At 64.3% G+C, this 22,741-nt stretch carries 22 protein-coding genes; 7 read left to right on the forward strand and 15 right to left on the reverse strand.

Annotated features, from left to right (window positions below; all coding sequences use genetic code 11):
• Window positions 1–37: 37 nt before the first annotated feature.
• The 7 genes from CMN27_RS11395 to CMN27_RS11425 form a co-directional block, all read right to left on the reverse strand.
• Window positions 38–742 carry a hypothetical protein gene (locus CMN27_RS11395; RefSeq protein WP_293626542.1) on the reverse strand — a complete coding sequence of 235 codons (705 nt, stop codon included), beginning with the start codon at window positions 740–742 and terminating at the stop codon, window positions 38–40.
• Window positions 743–1,486 carry a pseudouridine synthase gene (locus CMN27_RS11400; protein ID WP_293626543.1) on the reverse strand — a complete coding sequence of 248 codons (744 nt, stop codon included), beginning with the start codon at window positions 1,484–1,486 and terminating at the stop codon, window positions 743–745.
• A 965-nt stretch (window positions 1,487–2,451) separates the two neighbouring features.
• Complete coding sequence (locus CMN27_RS11405; RefSeq protein ID WP_293626544.1) at window positions 2,452–3,228, reverse strand: ferredoxin--NADP reductase; 777 nt, start codon at window positions 3,226–3,228, stop codon at window positions 2,452–2,454.
• A gap of 127 nt (window positions 3,229–3,355) precedes the next feature.
• The gene (scpB, locus tag CMN27_RS11410) at window positions 3,356–4,162 is read right to left on the reverse strand and encodes an SMC-Scp complex subunit ScpB (protein WP_293626545.1); all 807 of its coding nucleotides are present in this window, start codon (window positions 4,160–4,162) and stop codon (window positions 3,356–3,358) included.
• Between the two features lie 22 nt (window positions 4,163–4,184).
• Window positions 4,185–5,015: a ScpA family protein gene (locus CMN27_RS11415; RefSeq protein ID WP_293626547.1), complete on the reverse strand. Its 831-nt coding sequence runs from the start codon at window positions 5,013–5,015 to the stop codon at window positions 4,185–4,187.
• A gap of 25 nt (window positions 5,016–5,040) precedes the next feature.
• The gene (gene trpS / locus CMN27_RS11420; protein WP_366515451.1) at window positions 5,041–6,042 is read right to left on the reverse strand and encodes a tryptophan--tRNA ligase; all 1,002 of its coding nucleotides are present in this window, start codon (window positions 6,040–6,042) and stop codon (window positions 5,041–5,043) included.
• 345 nt (window positions 6,043–6,387) lie between these two features.
• The gene (locus CMN27_RS11425) at window positions 6,388–7,026 is read right to left on the reverse strand and encodes an L-threonylcarbamoyladenylate synthase (RefSeq protein ID WP_293626550.1); all 639 of its coding nucleotides are present in this window, start codon (window positions 7,024–7,026) and stop codon (window positions 6,388–6,390) included.
• A gap of 122 nt (window positions 7,027–7,148) precedes the next feature.
• Between CMN27_RS11425 and CMN27_RS11430 the strand changes: the two genes are divergently transcribed.
• From CMN27_RS11430 to CMN27_RS11440, 3 genes are all read left to right on the forward strand, one after another.
• A complete protein-coding gene (locus CMN27_RS11430) occupies window positions 7,149–7,448 on the forward strand; it encodes a YciI family protein (protein WP_293626552.1) in 300 nt (99 codons plus the stop codon).
• Between the two features lie 4 nt (window positions 7,449–7,452).
• Window positions 7,453–7,719: a BolA family protein gene (locus CMN27_RS11435; protein WP_293626553.1), complete on the forward strand. Its 267-nt coding sequence runs from the start codon at window positions 7,453–7,455 to the stop codon at window positions 7,717–7,719.
• Between the two features lie 73 nt (window positions 7,720–7,792).
• A complete protein-coding gene (locus tag CMN27_RS11440) occupies window positions 7,793–9,883 on the forward strand; it encodes a TonB-dependent receptor (protein ID WP_293626554.1) in 2,091 nt (696 codons plus the stop codon).
• Window positions 9,884–9,943: 60 nt separating this feature from the next.
• On the opposite strand, the gene CMN27_RS11445 is transcribed toward CMN27_RS11440, so the two are convergent.
• The 5 genes from CMN27_RS11445 to smc all read right to left on the reverse strand — a co-directional run bounded on the left by CMN27_RS11445 (window position 9,944) and on the right by smc (window position 17,582).
• Complete coding sequence (locus CMN27_RS11445) at window positions 9,944–10,345, reverse strand: hypothetical protein (protein WP_293626556.1); 402 nt, start codon at window positions 10,343–10,345, stop codon at window positions 9,944–9,946.
• A gap of 300 nt (window positions 10,346–10,645) precedes the next feature.
• Window positions 10,646–10,945: a hypothetical protein gene (locus CMN27_RS11450; protein WP_293626558.1), complete on the reverse strand. Its 300-nt coding sequence runs from the start codon at window positions 10,943–10,945 to the stop codon at window positions 10,646–10,648.
• 97 nt (window positions 10,946–11,042) lie between these two features.
• Window positions 11,043–13,139, reverse strand: a complete 2,097-nt coding sequence (gene ligA / locus CMN27_RS11455) for an NAD-dependent DNA ligase LigA (protein ID WP_293626559.1) — start codon at window positions 13,137–13,139, stop codon at window positions 11,043–11,045.
• Window positions 13,139–14,035, reverse strand: a complete 897-nt coding sequence (zipA, locus tag CMN27_RS11460) for a cell division protein ZipA (RefSeq protein ID WP_293626560.1) — start codon at window positions 14,033–14,035, stop codon at window positions 13,139–13,141. Before zipA ends, ligA begins: the two co-directional genes overlap by 1 nt.
• A 34-nt stretch (window positions 14,036–14,069) precedes the next feature.
• Entirely contained in the window at window positions 14,070–17,582 is a 3,513-nt protein-coding gene (gene smc, locus CMN27_RS11465; protein WP_293626562.1) for a chromosome segregation protein SMC, read from the reverse strand.
• Window positions 17,583–17,942: 360 nt separating this feature from the next.
• On the opposite strand from smc, the gene queF reads away from it, so the two are divergent.
• Window positions 17,943–18,332 carry a preQ(1) synthase gene (gene queF / locus CMN27_RS11470; protein ID WP_293626563.1) on the forward strand — a complete coding sequence of 130 codons (390 nt, stop codon included), beginning with the start codon at window positions 17,943–17,945 and terminating at the stop codon, window positions 18,330–18,332.
• A gap of 54 nt (window positions 18,333–18,386) precedes the next feature.
• On the opposite strand, the gene CMN27_RS11475 is transcribed toward queF, so the two are convergent.
• Window positions 18,387–19,067 (reverse strand): glycine zipper 2TM domain-containing protein, encoded by a 681-nt coding sequence (locus CMN27_RS11475; RefSeq protein WP_293626565.1) that lies wholly within the window; start codon window positions 19,065–19,067, stop codon window positions 18,387–18,389.
• 112 nt (window positions 19,068–19,179) lie between these two features.
• Here CMN27_RS11475 and cysZ point away from each other — a divergent pair, with 112 nt between their 5' ends.
• Entirely contained in the window at window positions 19,180–19,947 is a 768-nt protein-coding gene (gene cysZ / locus CMN27_RS11480) for a sulfate transporter CysZ (RefSeq protein WP_293626567.1), read from the forward strand.
• On the opposite strand, the gene CMN27_RS11485 is transcribed toward cysZ, so the two are convergent.
• Window positions 19,944–20,771: an HAD-IA family hydrolase gene (locus tag CMN27_RS11485; protein WP_293626568.1), complete on the reverse strand. Its 828-nt coding sequence runs from the start codon at window positions 20,769–20,771 to the stop codon at window positions 19,944–19,946. The two genes, cysZ and CMN27_RS11485, sit on opposite strands and share 4 nt — an antisense overlap.
• A 113-nt stretch (window positions 20,772–20,884) precedes the next feature.
• Here CMN27_RS11485 and dksA point away from each other — a divergent pair, with 113 nt between their 5' ends.
• Together dksA and phaR are read left to right on the forward strand one after the other, a co-directional pair.
• Complete coding sequence (gene dksA, locus CMN27_RS11490) at window positions 20,885–21,328, forward strand: RNA polymerase-binding protein DksA (RefSeq protein ID WP_293626570.1); 444 nt, start codon at window positions 20,885–20,887, stop codon at window positions 21,326–21,328.
• 159 nt (window positions 21,329–21,487) lie between these two features.
• On the forward strand, window positions 21,488–22,015 hold the full coding sequence (gene phaR / locus CMN27_RS11495) for a polyhydroxyalkanoate synthesis repressor PhaR (RefSeq protein WP_293626571.1): 528 nt from the start codon (window positions 21,488–21,490) through the stop codon (window positions 22,013–22,015).
• 229 nt (window positions 22,016–22,244) lie between these two features.
• Here phaR and CMN27_RS11500 read toward each other — a convergent pair whose 3' ends face one another.
• The gene (locus CMN27_RS11500) at window positions 22,245–22,544 is read right to left on the reverse strand and encodes a type VI secretion system Vgr family protein (protein ID WP_293626573.1); all 300 of its coding nucleotides are present in this window, start codon (window positions 22,542–22,544) and stop codon (window positions 22,245–22,247) included.
• Window positions 22,545–22,741: the final 197 nt, after the last annotated feature.

The following is a 22,741-nucleotide window of genomic DNA, read 5'->3' on the forward strand; positions in this document are numbered from 1 at the left end:
CGGCCTGCGGCCTAAGCCAACCTACGCGGCTACACGGCTATACCGCAGGCTCGGTTGCGGCAATGGTGGCCCGCCCGTGATCACAACGATCATTGAGCACGCAGCGAACGCAGTCCGGATTGCGCTTGTGGCAGCGTTGTTTCGCATGGGCAACGATCAGCGCATGCAGTTCATCGTAGAACGCCGCGTCATCCGCAGGGCCGACGGCCTCGATCGAGCGCCGCAGCCGCTCGTAGTTGCGCGCGCCACTCGTCCAGCCATAGCGCTCCAGGATGCGAAATGCATAGGCATCGGCAACAAACGCCGGCCGCTGAAAGGCATAAAGCAGGATAACGTCTGCCGTTTCATGACCGATGCCATGCAGGGCGAGCAGCTCGCGGCGCAGTGTGGCGCTGTCGCGCGTTTGCAGCCCATCGAAACCACCCTGGCCCACAAACCATTCGCAGAGCGAGCGCAGACGTCGCGCCTTGATGTTGTGCGGGCCCGCGCGACGGATCAGCGCAGGCAGATCCTCGTGGGCAAGCACCGTTTCGGCCGTTAGCGGGCCTGCTTCGCGCAATTGCCCGATCGCGATTTCCGCGTTCGTCCAGGCCGTATGCTGGGTAAGCACCGCGCCGACGAGAATTTCGAAGCGGGGATTGTCGGTATCCTGCACCGGCCACCAGCGCTGCGGGCCATAGGCCGCGGCCAGGCCGTCATGGAATGCGCGTAGCGCCGGCGTCGTGGGCTGCTTTTCGGCCACCTAGCGTTGCAGGTCGACGAGCGCGGCAAGCTCGCGTACTTCCTTGCGGTCCAGCTCGCGCCAGCCGCCGGCTTTCACGCCACCCGGCAGGGCCACGGGCCCAAAACCCACGCGCATGAGCCGGGAGACGGTCACGCCCTGCGACGCCCAAAGCCGACGCACCACGCGATTGCGTCCCTGGCGCACGGTCACTTCGAACCAGCGGTTGGCGCGGTGGGCATCGTCGGCCACGCGAATCGCATCGAACCGGGCCACACCGTCGTCCAGTTCCACGCCTTCGAGCAGGCGTTCGATCATGGCGTCGTCCACCTCGCCGCGCACGCGCACGGCATAGGTGCGCACGATCTCGTAGCTCGGATGTTCGAGCCGGCGCTTGAGTTCGCCGTCGGTGGTCACCAGCAGCAGGCCGGAGGTATTCACGTCGAGCCGCCCGATCGCCAACCAGCGCCCGGCCTTGATCTTGGGCAGGCTCTTGAAGATGGTGGGACGGCCTTCCGGATCCTTGCGGGTGACCACCTGATCGACGTGCTTCTTGTAGGCCAGCACCCGCGTGCGCGTATTCAGGCGCTCGTCGAGATTCAGACGCTTGCCGTCCATGCGGATTTCGTCGCGCGCATCCGCCTTGTCGCCCAGCGTGGCCACCTTGTTGTTGATACGGATACGCCCGGCTTCGATGACCTGTTCGAGCTGACGGCGCGACCCGTAGCCGGCGCTCGCGAGCAGCTTTTGTAGACGTTCGGACATGGTACTTCCTGTGGCGCCGGTAACGAGGTCGTTAGTTTAACCGGGCAGTTCAAGGCGGGGGCGAAGGCGAATAAGGCTATCCACAGATTACGCAGATTGCACAGATTATTTGTGCTCGGCGGCTGGATTGCGCGGCTGTAAAGGAAGCTTCGCGGCCGGGTCCAGACAAGCTGAAGAGCTGTCCGCAGATCGACGCAGATGCTCGCAGATCAAATGTTCAAGGAGCGGACTTGGTCCATCAGGCCGCGTTTCGGAACAAGCGCTTTATGGTTACTTCTAAGCCTTATGCAAAGACACGCCGCCCACTAACGGCGATAGCACTCGTTCGCCCTTGTTATCAAGATCTGCGTGAATCTGCGTTGATCTGCGGTTAATAATGCTTCTGCATTGACGCCCCAGATCGACACCCGCGGGCACCCGTTGTAATTACGCTTCGCTACATTTCGTACTATGTGAAATGCATGTCCGCAGATCGACGCAGATGCTCGCAGATCAAATGCTCAAGGAGCGGACTTGGCCGATCAAGCCGCGTTTCGGAACAGGCGCTTTACGGTTACTTCTAAGCCTTACGCAAAGACACACCGCCCATCAACGGCGATAACACTCGTTCGCCCTTACCTATCACGATCTGCGTAAATCTGCGTTGATCTGCGGTTAGTAAGGCCTTTGCATTGACGCCCCAGATCGACACCCGCGGGCACCCGTTGTAATTACGCTTCGCTACATTTCGTACTATGTGAAATGCCTGTCCGCAGATCGACGCAGATGCTCGCAGATCAAATGTTCAAGGAGCGGAGTTGGCTTATCGGGGCGCGTTGCGGAACAGGCGCCTTACGCTTCTTCTAAGCCTTACGCAAAGAGACACCGCCAACGGGGACAACATTCCTCCGCCCTTACCTAGCAAATCTGCGTGAATCTGCGTCGATCTGCGGACAAATACCGCGGAACACACGCGGTTTCAGAGGCTATTTTTCGACGAAGGCGCGTTCGATGACGTAGTCGCCCGGCGCGCCGATGTGCGGGGAGACTTCGAAGCCGCGGGCGTCGAGCAGCGCGGCGGAGTCGGCGAGCATGCCGGGGCTGCCGCAGATCATTACGCGGTCGTGCTCGGGTGCGAGCGGGTCAAGGCCGAGATCCGCGCTGACCGTGCCGTTATCCAGCAGCGTGGTGACGCGGCCCTGATGGACGAACGGCTCGCGGCTGACGATGGGGTAATAAAGCATCTGGGCACTAATCATGTCGCCGAGCATGTCGTCATTGGGCAGCGTTTCGGAGAGCAGCTCACGATAGGCCAGGTCGTTCTCGTGGCGCACGCCGTGCAGCACGATCACGCGCTCGAAGCGTTCATAGGTGGCCGGATCGCGCACGATCGACAGAAACGGGGCCAGCCCCGTGCCGGTGGACATGAGGTAGAGATTGCGGCCGGGATGCAGATCACTGATCAGCAGCGTGCCGGTGGGCTTGCGGCTCACCAGCAGTTCGTCGCCCTCTTTCAGATGCTGCAGCTGCGACGTCAGCGGGCCGTCCGGCACCTTGATGCTGAAGAACTCGAGATGGTCTTCGTAGTTGGGCGACACGATGCTGTAGGCGCGCAGCAGCGGCTTTTTCTCCTGCTGCAGGCCGATCATCACGAACTGGCCGTTTTCGAAACGCAGGGCACGGTCGCGAGTGGTGGTAAAACTGAACAGCGAATCGTTCCAGTGGTGCACGCTGAGTACGCGTTCCGAGTTCAATGCAGCCATGGCGGGGTCGTTTTCCTGCTTGAATCAGGCCGTCGTGGCAGCCGGTGCGGCAACGACGGCGTGTATGAATGCGGTTGTGACGATGGGCGCGTCGGGCTGGATTCCAAGCCGGTCGCGCCCTCGCGGGCTAGTCTGACGAATGCCGGCCCGAAACGTTTTGACCTGCATCATCGTCCTCAGCGTCCGCTGCCGGCGCGGGCGGCGTTTCGTCGTCGCTTTCGGCGGGTGCATCGTCTGCCTTGGGCGCGTCTTGATCGGCCGATTCCTCGTCTTCGCTTTCGCCGCCCGTGTCTTCGTCGCCTTGAAGACGGGCCAGCGCAGCGTCCAGCGCGTCCAGATCCTGTATCTCGGGCAGGCTCGGCAGATCGGCGAGCCGGGTTACGCCGAAGTCGTCCAGAAACTGGGCGGTGGTGCCGAACAACGCCGGTCGGCCCGGCATGTCGCGATAACCCACCACCTTGATCCAGCCGAATTCCTGCAGCGTCTTGACGATGTTCGACGACACCGACACCCCGCGTACGGCTTCGATATCCGAGCGCGCAATGGGCTGGCGGTAGCAGATCAGCGCCAGGGTTTCGAGCATGGCGCGCGAGAGCTTCGGCGGACGCTCCTCCCAGAGCCGCGATACCAGCGCCGAATAATCCGCGCCCACCTGGAAACGCCAGCCACTGGCCACCTCCACCAGGTCCATCGCGCTGTCCGCATAGCGTGCCTGCAACGCCTCGACGCCGGTGCGTACATCCGCGCGTTCGAGCGCGTGGGTGTTTTCGAGCAGGCGCACGATCTGGTCGACGGAAAGCGGCGCATCGGCGGCCATGAGCAGCGCTTCGATACAGCGCACCACGCCATCGGCCACCACGGGCTCGTTTGCCGCCGCGTCAGTGGCGTGGCTCTCGTCGGAGGTTTCGGCTTGGGTGGGTTCGTCGTGGCTCACGTGGGCTGTTCTTGGTCGGGGTTCATTCGGGGCGCGGGCCGGCCAGACGCAGCGCCACCGGCGCATAGGGTTCGGCCTGGTCGATGGCGATCAACGCTTCGCGGGCCAGTTCTAGAATGGCCAGAAACGACACCACCACGCCGAGCCGGCCTTCGCTGGTTTCGACCAGCGCCACGAAGGCACAGGCCTGGCCGTTGCCCAGCCGTTCGAGAATGCGGCTCATGTGTTCGCGAACCGATAACGGCTCGCGTTCGATCTTGTGTTCGGTGAACAGCTCGGCCCGGGTGAGCACATCGTGCAACGCATGCAGCAGCGCGCCGAGATCGGTTTGTGGCTGCGGGCGTTCGATATGAATCCGCTCCGGGCCATGCTGCACCGGGGTGATGTCGCGGCCGGTGCGCGGCCACTCGTCGAGCTGTTCCGCGGCCTGCTTGAACTGTTCGTACTCCTGCAGCCGGCGCACCAGCTCAGCACGCGGGTCTTCGCCCTCGTCTTCTTCTTCGGAGGGCTTGGGCAGCAGCATGCGCGATTTGATCTCGGCGAGCATGGCGGCCATGAGCAGATATTCGCCGGCCAGCTCGATCGCCATTTCCTGCATGACCTCGATATAGGTCATGTATTGGTGGGCGATGGTATACACCGGGATATCCAGGATATCCAGATTCTGCTTGCGAATCAGATACAGCAGCAGATCAAGCGGCCCCTCGAATGTTTCCAGAAACACCCGCAGCGCGTCCGGCGGAATATAAAGATCCTCCGGCAGCGCCTGCATCGGCTCGCCGCCCACACGGATCGCGCCCAGCGCGCCAGCTTCGGCCGGTTCATCGATGTGTTGCTCGGCGGTCGCGCTCATGGGCGTGCGTGTTGGCCTGCCGCGCTCATGCCGAGGGCAGGAAACCGGTCAGGGCGAAGGCGCGCTCGAGCGTGGGCTCGGCACGCTGGCGCGCAGCCGACGCGCCGCGGGCGAGCAAGGCATCCAGGCCGGCCGTATCGTCGCGGTATTCGGCATAGCGTTGCTGCAGCGGCTCCAGAAAGGCCACCACCGCATCGGCCAGATCGCCCTTGAGCGCCCCATAGCCCTGGCCCGCATAACGGTTTTCCAGATCGGCGATGGATTCATCGGTGACCGCGGAATAGATCGACAACAGGTTCGATACGCCCGGCTTTTCGTTCTCGTCGAAGCGAATCTCGCCGTCGGAATCGGTGACCGCCCGCTTGATCTTCTTGATCACCCGCTTGGGTTCGTCGAGCAGCTTGATGACGTTGGCCTCGACATCGTCGGACTTGGACATCTTCGCGGTCGGATCGCCCAGGCTCATGATGCGTGCACCCACTTCCGGGATGATCGGCTCGGGCACGGTGAACAGGTCTTCGCCGGTGCGCGCATTGAAGCGCTCGGCCAGATTGCGGGCCAGCTCGAGATGCTGTTTCTGGTCGTTGCCCACCGGCACGGCGTCGGTCTGGTAGAGCAGGATGTCCGCGGCCATCAGCACCGGGTAGTCGAACAGCCCGGCGTTGATGTTGTCGACGTTCTTGGCCGACTTGTCCTTGAACTGGGTCATGCGGTTGAGCTCGCCCATCGACGTATGACAGTTCAGCAGCCAGGCCAGCTGGGCATGGGCCGGTACGTGCGACTGCACGAACATCGTGGCCCGCTCCGGGTCGATGCCGGCGGCCAGATACAGGCACAGAAACTCGTGGCAGCGCTCACGCAGCGCGGCCGGGTCCTGACGCACGGTGATCGCATGCATGTCGACCAGCGCGAACAGGCAGTCGTGGGTGTCCTGCATGGCCACCCAATGCTTGAGCGCGCCGATATAGTTGCCGAGCGTCAGCTCGCCGGAGGGCTGGATACCGGACAGGACGATGGGTTTGGCGATCTCGGAACTCACACGCGGCCTCTTGGCAGTTCAGTCAGCACGGACTTGGCAAAGGCGCGAGTATACATTTGCTGGCTTTGCAGGGCGTTGCCCGGGCCTAATAAGACGGGTTGCAAAGCCGGCCAATGTCGCGTCGTTACAGCCGCGTAGGTTGGATTAGCGAAGCGTAATCCAACAAAGAACGAAGCCCGCGAGTTAACCGGCAACGCGCCTCGAACCGCCCACGAGGCGATTGCCATGTTGGCTTACGGCCTGCGGCCTAAGCCAACCTACAAGAGGGCGTTAGTTGCGCTCATCCGCGTGCATTTGCGGGCCAGAAAAAGTCCGGCCCATCCTCCATAGGGATCACGCGTCGACCGGGTCCAGTCCGAGCGCTTCGGCGCTGCCCTTGCCAGGGCGCAGAATCTGCGGCACCGCACTGGTCAAATCCACCACCGTGGTCGGCTCCACGCCGGTCGCGCCGGCATCGACGATGATATCGAGCTGCTTGTCGAAGGCTTCGCGCACGTCGAAGGCCTCCGATAGCGGAATTTCGTCGTCCGGGCGCTGGGCGGTCACCGACATGATCGGCTCGTCCATGGCTTCGGCAATCGCTCGCGCAACCGGATGCCCCGGCACACGAATACCAATGGTTTTGCGCTTGGGATGGGCCAGCCAGTTCGGCACCACCTTGGAGGCCGGCAGCACGAAGGTGTAGGCGCCGGGTGTGGCAGCCTTGAGCAGGCGAAAGCTGGTGTTCTCGACCTTGGCATAGGTCGAGATTTCCGACAGATCCCGACACACGAGCGTGAAGAAATGGTCCCGCCCGAAACCACGCATCTGGCGAATGCGATCGATCGCGTTCTTGTCGCCCATGGCACAGGCCAGACCGTAGGACGAGTCGGTCGGGTAAGCGATCACCCGCCCCGCGCGCAGCGCATCGGCCACCTGCCCTATCCGGCGTGGCTGCGGGGTTTCGGCGTGTACGTGAACGATTTCTGCCATTGCGCCATTATATCGGCTACATCGATGGCGCGGCAGGTTTTTTCGTCGTTCTTGGCCGAGGGCGGTTCGGATACGGCACACTGCGCGTTATCGGCATTACAAACTCTGGTCAGGACAACCCCATGGATTATTTCGCGATCGTGTCTTTCGATGTGGCGGATAGCAGCGACGGGCGCAAGAAGGCCGTGGATGAACACCGCGCCCGTCTCGAGGAACTCGACCAGGCCGGGCGCCTGCTCACCGCCGGCCCGATGCCGCGCGTGGATGCCTATGGCAAGGTCAGCGACGGCTTTCAGGGCAGCATCATCATCGCGGCCTTCGACAGCCTCGACGATGCCCGCGCCTGGGCCAAGGTGGACCCGTACAACGCCGAAGGCGTGTACATGGAAAGCACGGTCTATCCGTACAAGAAGGTTTATTGAACGTATGAGTGATCGGATTCCGCGTATTCGCGAGGCACTCGAACAGGGCCTGAACACGCAGGAGGTGGCCATCCGCGACGACAGTCACCTGCATGCCGGCCATGCCGGCGCGAAGACCGGCCTCGGGCATTTTCATGTCACCATCCGCTCACCGCGATTCACCGGCACTTCGCCCATCGAGCGACACAAGCTCGTCTACGAAGCGCTGGGCACATTGATGCAGACCGATATCCACGCGGTATCGATTCGCGCGCTCGCGCCGGAAGAATAACCGGCGCTGCCCGGGCGGGCTGACCGCCCGGCCATAAAACAACAACGAGCGCCTGCGCGTTCGAGGGGAAAACATGATCCATCGCCCGTACCGGCACCGCTCGGTCGCGCTTGCCGTTGCCCTGGCTCTGGGGCTGCCTGCCCATGCCCAGGAAACGGCCACCACGACGGACGGCGACGGAGGCATCGATCGCCTCGAATCGCTGGCGCCGATCGAAGTCCGTAGCCTGCGCCTGAATACCGAGGTACTGGCCTCGCCGGCCGCGGTCGACGTGACCGAAGCCCGCGCTATCCAGCAGGGTCGAGCCAAGGCCCAGCTGGATTCCGCGCTCAACCGCACGCCGGGCGTATATGCCAACAACGGCAGCAACTTCGCCCAGAACCTGCGGATTTCCATTCGCGGCTTCGGCGCCCGCTCGGCGTTCGGCGTGCGCGGGGTCAAGGTATTGGTGGACGGCATTCCGGAAACGCTGGCCGACGGCCAGGCGCAGACCGACACCATCGACCTCGGCGCGGTAGAGCGCCTGGAAGTGATTCGCGGCCCGTTTTCCGCGCTCTATGGCAACGCCACCGGCGGCGTGGTCGATATCACGACCACCACGCCGGCCAGCGGGCCGATCGATCGCGGCGAACTCACCGTGGGCGGCAACGGCTATCGGCGTATCGAAGCCGCCACCGCCCACGAGCGCGGCGACTGGGGCTATGCGCTGACCGCCTCCCAGCTCGATATCGAAGGCTATCGCGCCCATAGCGAGGTGAAGAAACAACAGCTCACCGGCAAGCTCGAACGCCGCGTGGGCACGACCGGCACGTTGCGCCTGGTCACGCGGGTGCTCGATGCACCCGACACGCTCGACCCGGGCGGCGTGACCCTGGAACAGGCCCGTGCCGACCGGCGCTCGGCGCGCGATGCCAACCTCGCATTCGATGCCCGTCAGTCGGCCTCTCAGCAGACCGTCGGCCTGGTGTACGAAGACCAGCTCGCCGAAAACCAGAGCTATCAGGCCAACCTGTTCTACAGCAACCGCGATTTCGTCCAGTATCTGCCCTTCGAGGACGCGGGCGTGGTGGCCTACGACCGCGACTTCTTCGGCGGCGGCCTGCAAAGCACACGCTTCGATACGCTCTTCGGCCATGAAAACCAGCTCGTGGCCGGCATCGATGCCCAGATCCAGCAGGATGCGCGTACCCGCTACGACAATATTGGCGGTAACAAGGGCGCGCTCGGGCTCGAAGAAGACCAGCAGGCCACCAGCATCGGCGTGTTCGCGCAGAACGTGTTCTCGCTGACCCGCGATCTGGAGCTCACCACCGGCCTGCGCTACGACTATCTCGATTTCGATATCGACGACGCCTTCATTACCGCCACCGACCCCGACGACTCCGGCTCGCGCACCTACCACGAAGTTTCGGCCAACGCCGGCCTGAGCTATGCCTGGGCCGAGCGCCAGCGTGTCTATGCCAACGTGGCCAACGCCTTCGAGTCGCCCACCTTCACCGAATTCGCCGACCCGGCCGGCAACGGCGGCTTCAACAGCGAGCTCGACCCCCAGCAGGCCACCCAGTACGAAATCGGGGCCAAGGGCGAACTCGGCGGGCGTGCGCGCTATCAGATCAGCGCCTTCTGGATCGATGTGCGCGACGAACTGGTGGTCTTCAACGACGACGGCCGGCGCGACTTCTACGAAAACTCCGGCAAGTCGCGCCGCAAGGGGCTGGAAGCCAAGCTGGAATACGCCGTCACCGACGAGCTTTCGGCCACGGCTGCCTATACGCTCGCCGACTACGAATATCGCGAGTTCGTCGACGACAGCGGCAACGACTACGCCGGCAACGCCCTGCCCGGCCTGCCCGAGGAACGCCTGTTCGCGGAACTGGCCTGGCGCGACGCGGAGGTGGGCTATGCCACGCTGGACATGCGCTATGCCGGCTCCTTCTATGCCGACAACGCCAACACCGCCAAGGTGGACAGCGCCTGGGTCTTCAACGGCCGCGTGGGCAAGAACATCGAGGCCGGCGGCGACCGGCTTACCGTCTATTTCGGCATCGACAATCTGTTCGACGAAGTCTACTTCGACAATATTCGAATCAACGCCTTCGGCGGACGCTACTACGAGCCGGCGCCGGACCGGACCTTCTACACCGGGCTCGCCTACGAGCTATAGCCCGCCCTGATCGCTTGGCGCCAAGGCGAAGGCCCGGCGCCCGAACAATCCGAGTGCCGATCAGCGATCGGCCAGAAAACGTTCCAGCGTGTCCGCGTCGAGTTTGTCGAGCTTGACGATTTCCGAGCTCGCCTGGGCGGCCGCGCCTTCGGGCTTGCGTCGCAGGATCACCAGTGGCTGGTAGGCATCAAACTCGGCGATGCGAAACGCCACCGTCGGGTCGCGCTCGACATCGCCCGGCGTATGAATACCGCAGCGCACGACCGACCATTCCGTGTGGGTCTGTTCGAAGTATTTCCAGCCGTCGGCCTCGGCGGCTTTTCGAAACGCGGGTTCGACCAGCGACTCGACCGTCTCGCGCACCTGCTTTTCGATCGTGGCCCGACGTTCGGCCAGACGCTCGTTCGCGCCGAGTTTGGACTGTACTTCATCGGTGGTGACTTCAAGCCAGCTAAGCGCCACGAGACTCTACCTGTATGAACTTAAAACGGCGGCTAAGCGTAAGCGCTGGCCCGTTCGCGTACAAGCGTGTACCGATGACAGCGACGAAACCTGGCCCCAACCTATCGTGGTCGCGCCGGCGTGCTTCGCGCGTGGCGGGCCTCAACGCCGACCGGGCGCGCAAAGCCCCGGCCCTCGCAAGGGTTCGGCCTCAGTGGGCCGCCGCGTTACCGGGCCGAACCTGCCCATGCGGCCGGCAATGCGCCCTAATGCCTTGTCGCAACGCGTTTAAAGGCTCAAACGCGAACCGCGGTAGGGGTCCTAGCCGGCTTTGGGCTGGCGGGCGCGGCTGGACGACGGCGTATCCGGTTTTTCATAACCACAGCTGGCCCGGGCCTGGTCGGCGCTGTCGACCAGCAGGTCGAGCATGGGCTGGCGGCTTTCGGCATCGACGCCCTCGGCCAGTGCCTGGCGCGCGGCCGCGGCGGCCTGTTCGACCTCGGCCAGGTCGCGCGCACAGCGGCTGTCGCTGGGCGCGACGAACAGCGTGCTACAGCCGGCGAGCAGGATGATGCCGGCCAGGCTCACAGCAGCGAGAGGGTTGGAGATAGGCAGCGACATGCAGTCTCCCTTGTTCGGCGCGGCGGCCCGGAGCCGTCGCGGTTGAATCGTTAGCAATATCGAATCGGCGTCGCCGGGCGGTGAAGTACGGCGGCGATCAATGCCCTGCCTTGTCGAGCAGGTCGAGAAAACCGGCTTCATCAAGCAGCGTCACGCCCAGTTTTTCTGCCTTGTCGCGTTTGCTGCCCGGGCTGTCGCCGGCGACAACATAGTCGGTCTTCTTGGACACGCTTGAAGTCACGCGCCCGCCCTGGGCTTCGATGCGCTGCTTGGCCTCGTCGCGGGTCAGGCTATCCATGCTGCCGGTGAGCACGAAGGTCTGGCCGGCCAGCGGCTGGGGTGTATCGTCGCTGTCGACCGTCTGCCAGACCACACCGGCCGCAATCAGCGCGTCGATGACTTCGAGATTGCGCTGTTCGCTGAAGAAGTCGGCAATACAGTGGGCCACCCGCGACCCCACGCCGGGCACGGCCTGCAGACCTTCGGCACTCATCATGCGTGCATGTTCGGCCTTCGTGTCGGCCTGTTCGTCGGCCCGGGCCTGGCGCGCGAGATAGGCCTCGGCCTCGGCGCGCAGGTTGTCGAGGCTGCCAAAATGCCGGGCCAGGTCGCGGGCCATGGTTTCGCCCACCTCGCGAATACCCAGCGCGAAGATGAAGCGCTCCAGCGTGGTCTGCTTGCTGGCCTCGATGGAGGCCAGCAGGTTGGCGACCGATTTTTCACCATAGCCCTCGCGCTCTACCAGCGCCTCGCGATGGCTGTGCAGGGCGAAGATATCCGCCGGCGACTCCAGCAGCCCCTCGTCCACGAATGCCTCGATCTGGCGGTCGCCCAGACCTTCGATATCCAGCGCCCGGCGCGAGGCGAAATGCTTGAGCGCTTCGCGGCGCTGGGCGGCACAGACCAGCCCGCCGGTACAGCGCGCCACGGCCTCGCCTTCGATACGCTCGACCGCCGAGCCACAGACCGGGCATGCCTCGGGCAACTGGATCGGCGTCGCGTTCTCGCCGCGCCGCGCGACTTCCTTGACCTCGGGGATCACATCGCCCGCGCGACGCACCACCAGCATGTCGCCGATACGCACATCCTTGCGCTCGATTTCGTCCATGTTGTGCAGCGACGCGTTGGAGACGGTCACCCCGCCCACGAACACCGGTTCGAGTTTGGCCACCGGCGTAAGCGCGCCGGTGCGCCCGACCTGGAATTCCACCGCGTTAAGCCGCGTGGTGGTTTCTTCGGCCGGAAACTTGCGCGCAATCGCCCAGCGCGGCGCCCGGGCGACGAAGCCCAGCTCGTCGCGTACGGCGGCATCATCGACCTTGAACACACAGCCGTCGATTTCGATATCCAGCGTCGCCCGGCGCTCGGCCATGGCCTCGTAGTAGGCCTTGCAGCCCTCGAGCCCCTGTACGCGGTCGACGTACTCACTGATCTGAAAGCCCCAGGCCTGTAACTGCTGGAGCTGTTCGTACAGGCTCGATGGCAGCGTCATGCCATCGACGCGCCCGATTCCGTAGCCCATGAATGCCAGCGGCCGGCGCGCGGTAATGCTCGAATCCAGCTGCCGCAGACTGCCAGAGGCGGCATTGCGCGGATTGACGAAGGCTTTCTGGCCTTCGCTTTCCAGGCGTTCGTTGAGCGCGTTAAAGCGCGAGCGCGCCAGCACCACTTCGCCGCGGATCTCGATGAAGTCTGGCGCCTCGTCGCCCGCCAGACGCAGCGGCAGATTGCGAATGGTGCGGGCATTGGGCGTGATGTCTTCGCCGGTGATGCCGTCACCGCGCGTGGTCGCGCGTACCAGCACGCCGTTTTCGTAGCGCAGGTTGAGCGCGGTACCGTCGAACTTGGGCTCGGCGCAGTAGGCCAGCGCGCCGCCGTCTACGGCCTCGCGCGCGCGGCGATCGAATTCCGCCAGCTCGTCGTCGTCGAAGCAGTTGCCCAGCGACAGCATGGGCGTGGCGTGATCGACCGACTCGAACTTGTCCGAAGGCGGCGCGCCGACCCGCTGGGTGGGCGAATCGGGCGTGATCAGTTCCGGGTGCTCGGCCTCGAGCTCTTGCAGCTCGCGAAACAGCCGGTCGTATTCGGCATCCGAAATCGTCGGCGCGTCGTCGACGTAATAGGCCCGGCTGTGTTCGCGCAGCTGCTCGGCGAGCTGCGCCGCGCGTTTGCTTGTCTCGCTGCTCCCGGCCACTACCGACGCTTGGCGATCTTCGCGCGACGGTCGATATCGGCCACCTTGTCCAGCATGTACTGGGCCGTCTGGGCCTTGAGCAGCGCCCGTTTGTCGTCCAGCACTTCGCCGCCCAGTGCCTGGGCGAGGCCGTTGGCGGTTTCCATCATGTCACGCAGGGCCGCGCCGCCCTCGATCGGCCCCGGCACGACCGTATACAGCACCAGACCCGGCGTATGCAGATGATCCTGGTCGACCGGGTCGAGCGTACCCGGCTTGACCATATTGGCCACCGCGAACACCGATTCGGGGATACCGTGGGTTTCGGTCACGCGATGAAACTGGTCGTTGATGCCGAATTTCAAGTCCTGTGACTGCAGCGCCACGTGCACGTCCGGGCCGTCAAACATACGCCCGGCGGGCGCGGCCACGTGCAGCAGAAACACTTCCCGCTCCGCGCCGGGCGGCGCGCTGGGCGCACGCATGTTCTCGACCCGTTCGCTGCCGCCGGGCTCGGCCTGGGCAGGCTTGTCGGCCGGGGCTTCCATCGCGGCCTGTTCTTCCGGCAGCGGCTTGGGTTCGGCGCCGCGTTTCTTGTAGGCGGTCCAGGAGGCTTCCACGCCCTCGCCGCCGCCCGTTTCGTAGTCGCGCTCGTCTTGCGGCGCGTCAACCTTGCCGGCAGCGCGCCGGCTGGCCGGGGTGTTCTTCGACAACGTACGCACGCCCACGATATAGGAGTCGCCACCCAGCGATTCGGCGCGTTCCTCCGTGTCCTGGCTGTCTTCGCGGCCGCTGCTACGCGGCGTGTCGTCCATGCCCTGCCAGGGGTCATCGCCCGCCTGACGGCGCATGTACCAGTAGGCGCCGCCAACCACGGCGATCAGAAGAATGAGAAGAAGCCATTGCACGATAGACATAGGCGCTTTAGTCGATGAGTTGCGTGGCGCCGGCTCAGCCGGCCATGTCGAGGGCTTGATCGATATCGACGCTGACCAGCCGGGACACCCCGGGCTCGGCCATGGTCACGCCGTGCAATTGCTCGGCGAGCGACATCGTCAGCTTGTTGTGCGTAATCACGATGAACTGAACCTGGGCCGACATCCGCCGCACGAGTTCGCAAAAACGCGACACGTTGGCATCGTCGAGCGGCGCATCGATTTCATCCAGCATACAAAACGGTGCCGGGTTGAGTTCGAACAGGGCGAATAATAACGCAACTGCGGTCAATGCCTTCTCTCCGCCCGACAACATTTGAATCGAGGCGTTGCGTTTGCCCGGCGGACGCGCCATGACGCGGATGCCGGTGGACAGCCAGTCGTCCTCGGTGAGTTCGAGCGCGGCCTCGCCGCCGCCGAACAATTCCGGGAACATGTCGGCAAAACGCGCGTTCACCTGTTCGTAGGTGGCCTTGAAACGCGCCCGGGTTTCGCGGTCGATACGCGCAATCGCGCTCTCCAGCGTTTCCAGTGCTTCGGCCAGATCGGCGTGCTGCTCGCCGAGATAGCGCTCGCGCTCGGCCTCGGCGTCGTACTCCTCGATCGCGGCCAGATTGATCGCCCCCAGGCGCTGGATCTTACGCTCGAGCGTGTCGATGGCGGCCGTGCAGCTTTCGATCGTGGCGCCCTCTTCGAGGCTGGCCACGAGTGCCGCCGGCGTTTCGCCCAGCTCTTCGATCTGTTCGGCGATACCGGAACGGCGTACGCCAGCGGTTTCGACATCGATCTTGGCCTGCTGCAGGCCTTCGCGCGCCGTATCCACGCCCTGCTCGGCCTGCATGAGCTGCTGCGAGACATCCTGCAGCGCTTTTTCGCTTGTCTTGAGCGCCTCGCGCGCAGCACGCAGCTCGCGCTCGGCGCGGTGCTGGGCTTCCAGCGCCTGCTCGTGTTCGCTTTCGTCCGGTGCGGGCGTGGCCTCGTCGGCATCGGCCGCGGCCTGGTCATCGAAACCGGTCAGACGCGCATCGACGTCGGCATGGGCGGTGCGCGTATCGGCCAGGCGCTGGTCGATCGACTGGGCCCGGCTGCGGTTCTGTTCGCCGCGTGTTTCGATCTCGCGCAGCGCCCGTTCGGCCTCGGCATGGGCCTTGCGCGCGCCGTCGCGCGCGCTGCGGCTCTCGGCGAGTTCGGCCTGGGCCTGGCGCCGGGCCGCGGTGAAGGCCTCGGCCTTTTCTTCCAGCGCGGCGACCTGGCCGTTCAAACGCTGCGATTCGCCTTCGGCTTCGGCGATCTGCTTGTCCAGGTCTGCCAGTTCGGTGTCCAGCTCGCTGCGCCGCCGCTCGAGCTGCTCGGCACGGATTTCACGGCCCTGCTGTTCGGCGCGCGCTGCTTCCAGTTCGCGTCGTGCCTGGGCAATACGCTGTTCGAGCCCGCGCTTTTGTTCGCGGCGCTGGTCGCGCTGCTGGCGTTGTTCGTCGAGCGTGGCCTGGCGGCTGGCGAGCTCGGCCTGTTCGCTGTCGATCTGTGCGGCCAGGCTTTCGATACGCTGCTCGCGCTCGAGCACGCCCTGCTCGGCCGAACCGGCGGCCGGCGTCACCAGGCTGTTCGGACCGATACAGCAGCCGTCGAGGGTGACAAAGCGCTGGTCTTCGGCCAGCTCGGTGCGCCGTGCGAGCGCGGTAGCGAGATCGTCGACCACGAATACCCGGGCGGCCAAGGCGGCAATCACCGCCGGCGCTTCGATGCCGTCCGCCAGGCTCGGCGTCTCGGCAGGCCCTTCGACCGGCCCGGCCGCGCTCGCCGCGCCCGCTTCGACCAGCGTCAGCGATTCGTTCGGCCAATCGCCGCTGAGCTGGGGCAGCTGTTCGACCACGAAGCCGCGCAGCCAGGGGCCAAGCACGGCTTCGGCGGCGGTTTGCCAGGCCTTGCGTACCTTCACACGACGAGCCACGCCCGCGGCCTGGGTATGGGCATGGTCGGCCAGCCATTCAGCGAGCGCGCTGTCGTCTTCGCGCAGCACGGACTGCTGCAGCTGGCGCTCCGAGGCCAGACGCGCACGGTTTTCGCCGAGCTGGGTGCGGCGTGTCTCGACGTCGCGCTCGGCGTCGTTGATGGCCACCCGCAGGGCCTCGTCGGCCTCGGCCTGTTCGGCGGCCGCGTTCTCGTCCTCAGCCAGGCGTGCTGAACGGGCTTCGATATCCCGGGCGCCGGCCTGCAGATCGCCAACCTCTTCTTCATCGAGCTTTTCGCGCTCGGCCCGACGCTTGTCGCGCCGGTTGCCCAGCTGCTGGGCGCGCTCTTCGGCATACCGCGCCCGCCGACGTTCGGCGTCCAGCTGCTGAACGGGGTTGTGTTCGGCGCTGTTGTGGGCATCCCAGGCGGCCTCGGCCTCGCGCGCGCTCTGCTCTGCCGCCTGCAGCGTCTTGCCGGCCTGTTCCAGACGCTGCTGCGCCCGGGCCTTTTCATCGGCAATGGATTCGGCGGCCTCGGTCGTGTTCTGTGCGGCGCGTTCGTCCTCGGCGATGCGCTCGGCCAGCGCGTCGCGGCGTTCCACAAGTTCGTCGCGCTCGCGCTGGCGCAGTTCGCGCATTTCCCTGGCGTGGGCCAATGCCTGGGCAATACGCGACGCCTGGGCCTGGGCATCGTAGAAGGCGGCCTGCTGGGTCTGCACCTCGCCCATGGCTTTTTGCTGGGTCTCGGCCTCGGCCTGGCGTGCCTCCTGCGCGGTGCGCTGCGCCGAAATCGCGTCGCGCAGCGTGTTTTCGCTGGCTCGCAGGCGTGCTTCGGCGGCTTCGACCTTTTCGTTTTCGCCGACCCAGCGCAGGGCCAGCAGCTCGGCGCGCAGACGCCGCTCCTCGGCCTTGAACTGCTTGTATTTCTCGGCGTTGGCCGCCTGGCGCTTGAGCACGCCCAGGCGCTGGGTGACTTCGCCGATGAGGTCGTTGAGACGGTCGAGATTCTCGCGCGTGTGGCGCATGCGATTCTCGGTCTCGCGCCGACGCTCCTTGTACTTGGATATGCCGGCCGCTTCCTCGAGCACCTGGCGCATGTCTTCGGGCTTGGCTTCGATCAGGCGATTGACCGCGCCCTGCTCGATCACGGCGTAATTACTGCGCCCGCCCAGGCCGGTGCCCAGAAACAGGTCGATCACATCACGGCGCCGCGATTTCGTGCCGTTGATGTAGTAGCGCGAGCCGCCGTCGCGCGTGAGTTCACGCTTGACCGATATCTCGCTGAAGGCACCGTACTGGCCGGTGAGAGTGCCGTCGCTGTTGTCGAACTTGAGTTCCACCGAGGCACGGCCGACCGGCTTGCGCGCCTTGGAGCCGTTGAAGATGACGTCTTCCAGCGCCTCGCCGCGCAGCTGGCGCGCGCTCGATTCGCCGGTGACCCAGCGCACCGCGTCGATCACGTTGGACTTGCCACAGCCGTTCGGGCCTACCACGCCGGTGAGGTTGGAGGTGAGCGCGAGCGTTGCCGGGTCGACAAACGACTTGAAACCGGCCAGCCGGATCGAGGTCAGACGCATGGATGGCCTGCCCCGCGCACGCACCGGCCGCGTCGGCGTAGGAGCTCGTCGCGTTGTGAAATACGGCGGCGCAAATCTGCCTCCGGCTGGATGGGCGTACGCAAAGCCGGCTAGTGTAACCTAGGCAACCTCTGGATGACCTCTCGCGGCTCGCGTTCGAGTCCGAAAATGCGTTGCGACAAGGCGTGCGAATGCAGCGCCTGCCCGTTGGCAGGCCCAGTTCGGCAACGTGGTTGCGGCGCATGCAAGGCCGAGCCCTTCAAGGGATGCCGGCCTTGCGTGCCAGCGCGACCACGACCAGGTTATGCAGAAGCTGCCTGCCCACTTGTTAGCGACCCAAGCGCGTACGACGGAGAGCCGATGTCGACCCAACCGAGCCGCGATCTCGAAACCTTCCCCAACCCGAGCCCGGAGCGCGATTACACCATCCGGATGCGCATCCCGGAATTCACCTGTCTGTGCCCGAAGACCGGTCAACCCGACTTCGCGACGCTGTACTTGGAATATGTGCCGGAGGCGAGCTGCGTTGAGCTGAAATCGCTCAAGCTCTATGTCTGGTCTTACCGCGACGAAGGCGCCTTTCACGAGGCCGTCACGAACCAGATTTTAGCCGACCTGGTGGCCGCGACCCAGCCGCGCTTCATGCGCCTGCACGCCGAGTTCTGGATGCGCGGCGGTATCGATACGAGCGTGATCGTCGACCATCGGGCCGACAACTGGCACCCCGGCACGCCGGTTCACCTGCCCTGAAACGAGCGACGCCGTGCCCGCAGCCAATAATCGGCACGGGCACGGCGGGCAGCTCTAGCGCATCAGAATCAGGCTGTTGCCCTGAACGCGCACGCGGGTGCCGGGGCTGATGCTGTCGGCCGTATCCACGCTTACGGTGCGTGAGCCGCCGGCGTCCATGGCCACGGCCACCTGATAGATGGTCTTGCGCTTGATGCGCTTTTCGACTTCGCGGCCGGCGAACACGCCACCGAGGGTGCCGGCGACCTGGGCAATGGTCTTGCCCGAGCCGCTACCGATCTGGCTGCCGACCACGGCGCCGGCCACGCCACCGGCGACACTGCCGATAAGGCTCGGGTCGCCGTTGGTGGTCACCGGCGTTATCGAGCTGATGGTGCCGCAATCGCCACACACCGGCTGTTCTTCGCTCTTGGCTTCTTCGCGGGCGTCGGCGCGGGCCTGCTGGGTGGCGCTATCCGACTTCTTGGCGGCCTCGGTCTGGCGCTGGGCGGCTTCGCGTTTTTCGGTCTTGGCTTCGGCGACCTGTTTTTCCGCAGCGGCCTTTTCTTCGCGCGCCTTGGCTTCGGCCTGAGCCTTCTCGGCCGCCTCGACCTTGGCCTGGGCAGCCTCGAGTTCGGCGTTCGCTTCTTCGAGCTGAGACTGGGCCTGCTCGCTGTCGTCCTGCGAACAGGCGCTCAACGCCAACGTCATGCAGCACAGCAGTACGGCGAACCATCGCAAGCGCGGGTTGTTCATGAGGCTTTCCCCTGGGTTGTTCTACACTCGTGCTTCGACACCACTCAGCCGCTGTTGCGATACCGCTGCGTGTCGAATTGGCGAAATTCTAGTCCAGCTACCCGAACGTACGATGAATCCGATTACCGAATTCAGCGCCGGCCCGTCTTACCTGCTCCGGGGGTTTCGCATGCTGCGAGAGCCCTCGCTACGGCGCTACGTGGTAATCCCGATCCTCATCAACATCGTGCTCATCGCGGCACTCGTGTCGCTGTTGGGCTGGCAGCTCGACAGCTGGCTGCATGCCTGGCTTTCCGGCCTGCCGGACTGGCTCGCCTGGCTGGAAACTCTGCTGTGGTGGATTGGGGTGCTGCTGGCAACATTGGCCTTCTGCTACATATTCACGCTGCTTGCCAACCTCATCGCCAGCCCCTTCAACGGGCTACTGTCGGCGCAGGTGGAACGACTGGTCACCGGCCAGGCACCGGAATCCGGCATGGGCCTGGCGCGCGAAATGGCCGACGGCCTGTTCGGCGAGCTGCGCCGGATGCGCTATTACCTGGGACGCGCGGCCATGCTGGGCATCGTGAGCCTCGCCCTGTTCTTCATCCCAGGGGCAAACCTGGCCATTGCGCCGCTGTGGTTCGTGTTCGGCGCGTTCATGCTCTCGTTCGAGTATCTCGACCAGCCTATGGCCAACCGCGGGCTGCGTTTCGACGACAAAATCCTGCGCATGCGCGAACGGCGCTGGCGCCACCTGGGTTTTGGCAGCCTGGTAACGTTCATGACCGCCCTGCCGCTGGCCAATCTCGTGGTCATGCCGGCGGCGGTGGTGGGCGCGACGCTGCTGTATCTCGAATGCCACCCGACCGGCACGGCGCCGGTAAAACGCTCGGCCTAATCGGCGGGCGTGGGCGCGGCTTCGCCGTTGATGCGCCGCAACACATCCAGATTGACGTAGTCGAAATCGAAGCCTGGCGATTTGAGGATGGTTACCGGCAGATCCGGCTCGCCCAGCGAATCCAGCACCGCGGCGGCGCTGTCGAACACCTGATCGCGGGTATCAGCGTTCACGGTGACGAGCGCCGGCACGTGCGCACCATGGGCGGCCCGTACACCCGCGTTCGAGTCCTCGATCGCGATACAGTCGCCCGGTTCACAGCCGAGCCGCTCGCAGGCCATGCGGTAGACATCGGGCGCGGGCTTTTTGTTATCCACCTCGTCGCCGCATACCGTCAGTTCGATATAAGCCAACAGCTCGTCGCCCAGCGCATAGGCCAGAAACGGCTCCAGCGTCGCCCGGGTGGCATTGGTGACGATCGCGATACGCATGCCCGACTCGCCTGCTTCACGAATCAGACGCGCGACGCCGGCCCGTAGCGGTACCCGGCCCTTGCGCAGCCGATCGCGAAAATACCGGGACTTGCTCTGATGCAGTTCCGCCACCCAGCCGTCGCGGTCCTCGCGCACGCGCTCGTCATTCGGCCCCAGTTCGGGCTCGTAACTGTCGAGGTAGTGATTGATGCGCTCGCGGCCGCCGGAAATAAGAAGCAGCTTGCGATAGAGCTTCTTGGTCCAGCGCCAATCCAGGCCATGTTCCTTGAACGCCCGGTTGTAGGCCGGCAGATGGCCCTCGGGTTCGGTATCGGCCAAAGTGCCGTCGACATCGAAAAGCAGCGCGCCAAGCGTCATGGACAAAAAGCCGGAGACGGCCGGAGTTTGCAAGAGGCGCAAGTCTGCCAGAACCGTGCCAGGATCGCACGCCGCTCAAGAAAATCGTTGCACGACCGTACTACCCCATGCTAAACGTACGCGCTGTTATCTGACCCGAGGGCCGCATGCCTGCAACTCAGAAAGAATCGAAACTCGAGGCGCCTCAGCAATTTACGCCTTACACCCCGAAAGAGGGTGAAGAGTATATGAATGAGGCGCAGCGCGATCACTTCCGCCGAATCCTGATGAACTGGAAACGCGAGCTCATGGAAGAAGTCGATCGCACCATGCATCACATGAAGGACGAGGCGGCGAACTTCCCCGACCCGACCGACCGTGCGAGCCAGGAATCGGAGTTCAGCCTTGAACTTCGTACCCGCGACCGCGAGCGCAAGCTCATTCGCAAGATCGACCAGGGCATCTCGCGCGTCGATCGCGACGAATACGGTTTCTGCGATACCTGCGGTACCGAAATCGGTATTCGCCGGCTGGAAGCCCGTCCGACCGCGACCCTGTGTGTGGACTGCAAGAGCCTGGACGAGATCCGCGAGCGCCAGCTCGGCCGCTGACGGTTTTCGCTCCTCGGCCCGAAACGCCCGCCCCGTGCGGGCGTTTTTATTCCCGCCGACTCAACGCCCTACGTTTGCACGCGCCGATCTGGCACAATCGTATTGCCGCGATGCAGCAAGCTGCGCGCTGCGCTATTTTTTTGTATGACGGGGCACGGGATGAGTGACAACACGCGCATCATCAAGAAGTATCCGAACCGACGACTCTACGATACGGAAGTCAGCCGCTACATCACGCTGGAGAATATTCGCCAGCTGGTGATTCGGGGCGAACACTTCACCGTCATCGACAAGCGCAGCGGCGACGACATCACCCGCAGCATCCTCCTCCAGGTCATCAGCGAGCAGGAAGAAGGCGGCGACCCGATCTTTCGCACCGAAGTGCTGCGCAACATCATCCGCTTCTACGGCGACTCCATGCAGAGCACCGTGAGTTCCTATCTGGAACTGTCGCTGGAGTTCTTCAGCGAGCAGCAACAGCAGTTCAAACACCGTGTGGCACGATTGCTGGACGTTAACAATCCACTCGCAGCCCTGCGCGAGCTCTCGCAGTATCAGGTTCCGATCTGGCGTACCGTACGGCGCGAATTCCTGGCCAATCTCAAGCGCAAGGAAAAAGACGGCGAGCACCCGCAAGTTGCTGACTCGGATGCCGATAACACCGATCAGGAAAAGCAATCGGGCTGATAGAAACGCGATCCGATTTTTTGCAAAAAGGATACTTGACTAAAGTCGTAGACCGGGTATACTGCAACGCAACATCAGCGAACACGCTGATAACCGAATCTCCTCCGAAAGGCCTAACGGCCTTTCTCGCACCTTGCCCCCTTACCCTAGGGGGCTTTTTTATGGGCGCTATAAAAATAGCCTCGATACACGTGCTGCCGGAACACCGGGCAATTCAATACCTTGACCGTCAACGCTTGTCTCGCCGCACACCCATTCGGCGCCGCCTCGAGTGGTGATCAACACGCCCTGTCCGGCGCGGACACTGCCGTAGGCGTGGGTGGGTCAGTTCCGCGCCGTGGTCGCGGTCGGCGCCGCGCTGGTTGTCGGTCTGGTGTTTGAGATGACCCAGCGCCAGCGAGGTGGCGTATTCGGTGGTGGATAGCTGGGTGCGCAGTTGTTGCGGCGTGGCATCGAAGACGAGCTGGTTGTAGCCGCCGGTGCCCTGCCCGCTGGTCGATAGCGCCTGGGTCTTGAGGCCCGACAGCACGGCGGGGTGCGCATGTTCACCGGCCTGGCCCGCGAACCACGCAGGGGCGTTGCCGGTGACGGCACCGACCGCGCCGCTGACGCTGTTGTGCTGGGCGTCTTGTTCGCCCTGGCCGTTTGAACTGGATCCCAGAATTCGGACAGAGCACTAAGTGATGATCTGCTCCACAATGGCCGCACCCGGCCAAGGAGCAAGTA

Source organism: Salinisphaera sp., from assembly GCF_002729955.1.
Lineage (GTDB): Bacteria > Pseudomonadota > Gammaproteobacteria > Nevskiales > Salinisphaeraceae > Salinisphaera.